General features: G+C 60.2%; 5 protein-coding genes. 1 reads left to right on the top strand and 4 read right to left on the bottom strand.

Features of this window, described 5'->3' with window-relative positions:
- The 3 genes from HUJ17_RS16465 to HUJ17_RS16455 all read right to left on the bottom strand — a co-directional run.
- Positions 1 to 353: hypothetical protein (locus HUJ17_RS16465; RefSeq protein WP_290511714.1), on the bottom strand; the 353-nt coding region annotated here is incomplete at its 3' end.
- 330 nt (positions 354 to 683) lie between these two features.
- The gene (locus HUJ17_RS16460; protein ID WP_290511713.1) at positions 684 to 2,117 is read right to left on the bottom strand and encodes an aldehyde dehydrogenase family protein; all 1,434 of its coding nucleotides are present in this window, start codon (positions 2,115 to 2,117) and stop codon (positions 684 to 686) included.
- Positions 2,118 to 2,286: 169 nt separating this feature from the next.
- Positions 2,287 to 3,927 (bottom strand): acetolactate synthase large subunit, encoded by a 1,641-nt coding sequence (locus HUJ17_RS16455; protein WP_290511712.1) that lies wholly within the window; start codon positions 3,925 to 3,927, stop codon positions 2,287 to 2,289.
- A gap of 304 nt (positions 3,928 to 4,231) precedes the next feature.
- On the opposite strand from HUJ17_RS16455, the gene HUJ17_RS16450 reads away from it, so the two are divergent.
- Positions 4,232 to 5,941 carry an amidohydrolase gene (locus tag HUJ17_RS16450; protein WP_290511711.1) on the top strand — a complete coding sequence of 570 codons (1,710 nt, stop codon included), beginning with the start codon at positions 4,232 to 4,234 and terminating at the stop codon, positions 5,939 to 5,941.
- A gap of 49 nt (positions 5,942 to 5,990) precedes the next feature.
- On the opposite strand, the gene HUJ17_RS16445 is transcribed toward HUJ17_RS16450, so the two are convergent.
- On the bottom strand, positions 5,991 to 6,203 hold the full coding sequence (locus HUJ17_RS16445; RefSeq protein ID WP_035248960.1) for a hypothetical protein: 213 nt from the start codon (positions 6,201 to 6,203) through the stop codon (positions 5,991 to 5,993).
- Positions 6,204 to 6,306 lie beyond the last annotated feature (103 nt).

The following is a 6,306-nucleotide window of genomic DNA, read 5'->3' as shown; positions in this document are numbered from 1 at the left end:
GCCTGTGCTGTCAGGGGATCCAGAATGGCGGCAAGCGCGGTGTTCAATGCGCCGATGGGGGTATTCAGCGTCAGCGTATCGTCATTGCCTGCGCCGCCATCAGCACCGGCATTCGGGTGCGCATCGTTACCGGTAACGGCATTGCCGGTAGCGGTATTAGCGGTGATCACGTTGTTCACACCCCCGGAAGGGATCGGTGCGGACAGCACGCCAAAGTCCGTGCCAATGGCCGCCACGTCACAGGCATCCGCCAGGGTCACGATGTTGGTCATGGTATTGGTAACTGCGGCGGCGTTCATGGAGGCGGCCACCAGAATGGAGCCAACGCTGGCTAACCGGATATGTTTTTTCATCAGTACAAGCTCCTTGCTGGTGGTTTCCCTGCGCGCATGGTAGTCAGCAGGATCGTTGTAGTTTGTTGATCTGCCGGTACTTTCCGATAGCGCAATACACGAAAAATAGTGAACTACTTCACAAAGAGCATACGTCCATTGGTGTATAGAAAAAAAGTTAAAGATTGTTTGTTTGGTATGAATGGTGTTCGCCTGGTGTTTTTGCGTGCCCGCTGATGAATAATTGAAGCAGGGGAGGGCGCTTAACCAGTGCAGGTCAGCATCATAAAAACGGGCCCGCCATCTCGCGATGGCGGGCCCGTGCTCCCTGGTCCTGAGGGAGGTAACCGATCAGGACTGCGGTGTGCGAATCACCAGCAGTCGTTCTTCTGTCATGTCGTTGATGGCCCAGCGGATGCCTTCGCGGCCCAGGCCGGAATCCTTCACGCCGCCGTAGGGCATGTTGTCCACTCGCCAGCTGGGCACGTCGCCGATTACCACGCCGCCCACTTCCAGCTCATCCCAGGCTTTCTGGGCCTTGTACAGGTCGCGGGTGAAGATGCCCGCCTGCAGGCCGAACTTGGAATCGTTGACGGTGTTCAGGGCGTCGTCGAAATCACTGAAACGGCTGATCACGGCCACCGGGCCAAAGGCTTCCTCTTCCACGATGTTGGTGCCCTTGGGGGCATTCTCCAGCAGGGTGGCTTCCAGCATGGCGCCGTTGCGCTTGCCGCCCACCAGCAGGGTGGCACCGGCATCCACGGCTTCGTTGATCCAGTTTTCCAGGCGGGTGGCTTCGCCTTCGGAGATCACCGGGCCGATAAAGGTGTCTTCGTCTTTCGGATCGCCCATTTTCAGGGCGGCGGTTTTTTCCACCAGTCGGGTTTTCAGTTCGTCGTAGATGGCATCGTGAATCAGGATGCGCTGGACGCCGATGCAGCTCTGGCCGGACTGATAGAAAGCACCGAAGACAATACGTTCCACGGCATCGTTCAGGTCCGCATCTTCATCGACGATCACGGCGGCATTGCCGCCCAGTTCCAGGATCACCGGTTTTTTGCCGGCACGGGCTTTCAGGTCCCAGCCAACATCCGGGCTGCCGGTAAAGCTGAGCAGCTTGAAACGCTCGTCGGTGGTGAACAGGTCGGCGCCTTCGCGATGACAGGGCAAAATGGAAAACGCGCCCTTGGGCAGATCGGTTTCCGCCAGCACTTCCCCGATGATGATGGCGCCGATGGGGGTGCGGCTGGCCGGTTTCAGCACAAAGGGACAACCGGCGGCGATGGCCGGGGCGACCTTGTGTGCAGCCAGGTTCAACGGGAAATTGAACGGGGAAATAAAGGAGCACGGGCCGATGGGCACGCGTTTGACCATGCCCCGGTAGCCCTTGGCCCGGGCGGAGATTTCCAGGTTGGGCATCTCGCCATCGATGCGCACGGCTTCTTCGGCGGCCACCCGGAAGGTGTCGATCAGTCGACCCACTTCGCCGCGGGCATCCTTGATCGGTTTGCCCGCTTCGATACACAGGGCCAGGGCCAGTTCGTCGTAGCGCTCTTCGAAGCGTTTCACGCAGTGGTAGAGGATCGCCTGGCGCTCGTAGGGGGCCAGTTTTGCCATGGCGCCGGCGGCCTTGTCGGCGGCGTCGATGGCTTTATCAATGGTGGCCGCATCGGCCATGGCCACCCGGGTGGCCACTTCACCGCTGTACTTGTCGGTGACATCCAGATCCTGGTTGGCGAAGACCGCTTCGTTGGCCAGGTAGTAGGGGTAGGCGTCTTTTAGCATGTCGGTTCCTTAAGGCGTTTCAGTGGGCCATGAGGTTGTCGCTGGCTAAGTACTCTCAGGGAGTCACGGATTGGTGCCTCGACCCTTCGCGATGCAAGCATCGCTTCCCACAGGATTCTGATTTTTGTGGGAAGTCATGCTCGCATGACGAAAGACGTGGCACCGGTCATCACAACTTGCTGCTCAACTCGCGGATTTCCTGGTTGAGAATCCGGTTGTTGTCCGCGTAGTTCACCCGGCAGTCGATCACATGAACGCCGCCGGTCTGGTAGCACTCTTCCACCAACGGGGCCAGGCCGGCAGTGGATTCCACCCGGTGGCCATAGGCGCCATAGGAGCGGGCATAGTCGACGAAATCCGGGTTGCCGAAATCCAGGCCGAAGTCCTGAAAATCCATGTCGCTCTGTTTCCACTTGATCATGCCGTAGCCATCATCGCGCAGAATCAGTACCACCAGATCCAGCTTCAGGCGCACTGCGGTTTCCAGTTCCTGGCTGTTCATCATGAAGCCGCCGTCACCGACGATGGCCATAACGCGGCGGTCCGGGTACACCATCTTGGCGGCCATGCCGGAGGGCAGGCCGGCGCCCATGGTGGCCAGGGCGTTATCCAGCAGCACGGTGTTGGGTTTGGTGGCCGGGTAGTTGCGGGCAAACCAGATCTTGTACATGCCGTTATCCAGGGTGAGGATGCCATCCTCCGGCATGATCTTGCGGAGCTCGTCCACCAGCCGTTGCGGGCGAATCGGGAAGCTGTCGTCCACGATGCCTTCGCGGATGTGTTTCTGCAGCGCATCACGAATGCGGTGGAAGTCGGAGAAGCTCCAGTGTTCCTGGGGATCCAGACGTTCCTTGAGCTGCCACAGGCTGTTGGCGATATCGCCCACCACTTCGATTTGCGGGAAATACACCGGGTCCACCTGGGCGGAATTGAAGTTGATGTGAACCACTTCGGCGCCACCGGGGCGCATGAAGAAGGGCGGCTTCTCCACCACGTCGTGGCCCACGTTGATGATCAGGTCGGCCTGGTCGATGGCTCGGTGTACAAAGTCGCCGTCGGACAGTGCGGTGTTGCCCAGGAAGTGTGGGCCGGTTTCGTCGACGACGCCTTTGCCCATCTGGGTGGTGATCACCGGAATGCCCAGCTTTTCCACGAACTGGCGCAGCATCTTGCTGGTCAGCTTGCGGTTGGCGCCAGCGCCGGCCAGCAGCAGCGGTTTGCGGGCGCCCTGGATGGCTTCGATGGCCTTGCAGATGGCTTTGTCTTCGGCAATCGGGCGACGGGTTGAGCTGGGCTCGGTCACCGGCATGGTGGAATGCTCACGGGCGATATCTTCCGGCAGTTCCAGGTGGGTAGCGCCGGGGCGCTCTTCCTGAGCCAGGCGGAAAGCCTCACGGATGCGCGTGGGAATGCTGTCGCCGCTGACTACCTGCTTGGTGAACTTGGTGAGCGGGCGCATCATGTCGACCACATCGATGATCTGGAACTGGCCCTGTTTGCTGGTCTTGATCGGCTTCTGGCCGGTGATCATGACCATGGGCATGGCGCCCAGCTGGGCGTAGGCGGCGGCGGTCACGAAGTTGGTGGCGCCGGGACCAAGAGTGGACATGCACACACCGGCCTTGCCGGTGAGTCGACCATAGGTGGATGCCATGAAGCCGGCGGCCTGCTCGTGGCGGGTAATCACCAGTTTGATTTTCGAGCCGCGCAGGGACTCCAGCAGGTCCAGGTTTTCTTCCCCGGGGATGGCGAAGACGTGTTCAACCCCTTCGGCTTCCAGGGCGCGAACGAACAAATCTGATGCTTTCATGGTGCGTTGTCTCCAGTTGATCCCGCTATTGGTTTTGGCTGCCAGCGGGAGTCCACGATGCGTGGCTGTCAAAATTCACCGCGGTTGATGCAAGGATGGTGCCGCATTTTCCTCATGCTGGTGCAGGAAAGTTGCTTTAAATTGGTGCGCCAGCTTTATGTCGGGCTTCACTATAGCGCGCCCTGGCCGGGAACAGGTATGGGGTAAACTGATCTGTTTCATTAACAAATGTGATATTCCCGCTTGAGCCCGCAGGCAGGTCACGGCAGAGTCTGCGCTAGCAGGCTGCCAAGGAGCGATCACTATGAAAAAAGTCTGGTTTATCGGGGCGGTGTCGTTAGTGGCGCTGTTGGCGGCGGGTGTGGCCGGAGTGCATCGCTGGTTCAATCCGCCACCGCCCCCGGTGCAGCTGTTCACCAACGGTACCATCCTGACCATGGATCGGGGCAATCCCCAGGTGGATGCCATGCTGGTCAAGCGCGGCGAGATCGTGGCCCTGGGTGACAGCGATGCCCTGCGCGATCAGGTGAGCCGCGATGTGCGAGTGGTGGACCTGCAGGGCGGTGTGCTGATGCCCGGCTTTATCGAGGTCCACGGCCATTTCCCCGGTGAGGGGCTGTCGGCGGTGGCGGTGGATGCCAACAGTCCTCCCATTGGTGACCTGGACAGTATTGCCTCCTTGCTGGAACGTCTGCGTACCCTGGGTCAGCGGCGTCCGAGCGGGGCGTTGATGGCCTACGGGTTCGACGATACCACGGTGAAAGATCAGCGTTATCCCACCCGGGCAGAACTGGATACGGTTAGCGAAACCCGACCGATCATGGTGATGCATATCTCCGGCCATCTGGGGGTGGTGAATTCGGCTGCCCTGAAAGCCATGTCCATCAGCGAGAACGTACAGGACCCACCCGGTGGCTATTATGGTCGCGACGGCGACGGCCGCCTCAATGGCCTGCTGGCGGAGACGGCCTTCAATCCGGTGCGAGCCAACATCATGAAGTTGTCGGCTATGGACGGCTACCGGGTCATGCGACGGGCTTCGCGGCTGTACCTGTCACGGGGGGTGACTTTTGCCCAAAACGGCCTGGCTGACACCACCACCATCAAGGCGCTGGTGCCGGCGTTGCGATTCGGGCTGATTCCGCTGCGGTTGAGTGTCTGGCCGGATGCAGCTGCCGAGCAGGCTAGAAAGAATGGTCAATGGGCCTTGCCGGAGGGTGAGCGGGTGCATCTGGGGCCGGTGAAGCTGGTCAGCGATGGCTCCCTGCAGGGCTATACCGGTTTTCTCAATGACCCTTATTTTACCGTGCCAGAAGATCATCCGGCGGAATATCTGGGCTTTCCCAACCAGTCGCCGCAGCAACTCGCCAGGCAGGTAGTGCAGTTCCACTGTGCCGGTCGGCAGACCGCGATCCATGCCAATGGCGATGCGGCCATTACCATGAGTCTGGACGCGGTAGCGCAAGCGCGTCAGCAGTGCCCGGAAGTGACAGTGCAACCAGTGCTGATCCATGCACAGATGGCCGCTCGGGATCAATTGGCACGCATGCAGGCGCTGGATGTGATTCCGTCGTTCTTCAACAACCATGTGTTCTACTGGGGCGATCGTCATCGGGATATTTTCCTGGGGCCGGAGCGGGCTTCCCGAATCAGCCCGCTGGCGGAAGCCGCCGAGCAGGGGCTGCGTTTTACCCTGCACGCGGACTCACCGGTGGTGCCGTTTCAACCGTTGCAGCTGGTCTGGAATGCGGTCGAGCGGCGCACCGCCTCCGGCGACTTGCTGGGGCCGCAGCAGGCGATTTCCGTGGAACGGGCCCTGCAGGCGGTGACCGTGGATGCCGCCAGGCAGTTGGGTGTGGACGATCGGGTCGGGCAATTGCGTACCGGCATGCGCGCGGACCTGGTCTGGCTGGATCGGGATCCGCGGGAATTTATCGGTGACTGGTCGTCTATCCAGGTGCGAGGGACCTGGGTGGATGGGGTACGCCGTTATCCGGAAAGGATCGCGGAGTAGGCTCATGGGGGCCATCGATGCGGCCCCTGTCACTTCATGATAGGTGGAGTTAGTGCCAGGTCCCTTCCAGGTTCTCGCACTGCTCCAGGAATTCCTCGGCGCTCATTTCAACCGTGTACGGGTCCAGGTGTGAGGCCACCTGTTCCTTTAGCTGCCCGACTACTTTGGACATGACTGTCAGGGTTTCTTCTACCTGCTCAATCGTTTCCAACAGGTCTTCGGCTTCTTGCTGGTAATCATCTCTGTCGTCGTAATCGCTCATGCGAAGCCTCCTGCAGTTAAGGTGAGCCTGTTTGTTGTGCCTTGCCCAGGCTCCACTCCATGTTGCCAACGATGCCGACACAAAACAAACGGGAAATACCCGG

Source organism: Alcanivorax sp. (assembly GCF_014762765.1).
Taxonomy (GTDB): Bacteria; Pseudomonadota; Gammaproteobacteria; order Pseudomonadales; family Alcanivoracaceae; genus Alcanivorax.
The sequence above is the reverse complement of the archived record's forward strand: the minus strand, read 5'-3'. Positions and strand labels throughout refer to the sequence as shown.

Excerpts from the sequence above, each read along its gene's own strand:
- HUJ17_RS16445 (WP_035248960.1), bottom strand. The coding sequence starts at position 6,203 with ATGAGCGATTACGACGACAGAGATGATTACCAGCAAGAAGCCGAAGAC.
- HUJ17_RS16450 (WP_290511711.1), top strand. The coding sequence starts at position 4,232 with ATGAAAAAAGTCTGGTTTATCGGGGCGGTGTCGTTAGTGGCGCTGTTG.
- HUJ17_RS16455 (WP_290511712.1), bottom strand. The coding sequence starts at position 3,927 with ATGAAAGCATCAGATTTGTTCGTTCGCGCCCTGGAAGCCGAAGGGGTT.
- HUJ17_RS16460 (WP_290511713.1), bottom strand. The coding sequence starts at position 2,117 with ATGCTAAAAGACGCCTACCCCTACTACCTGGCCAACGAAGCGGTCTTC.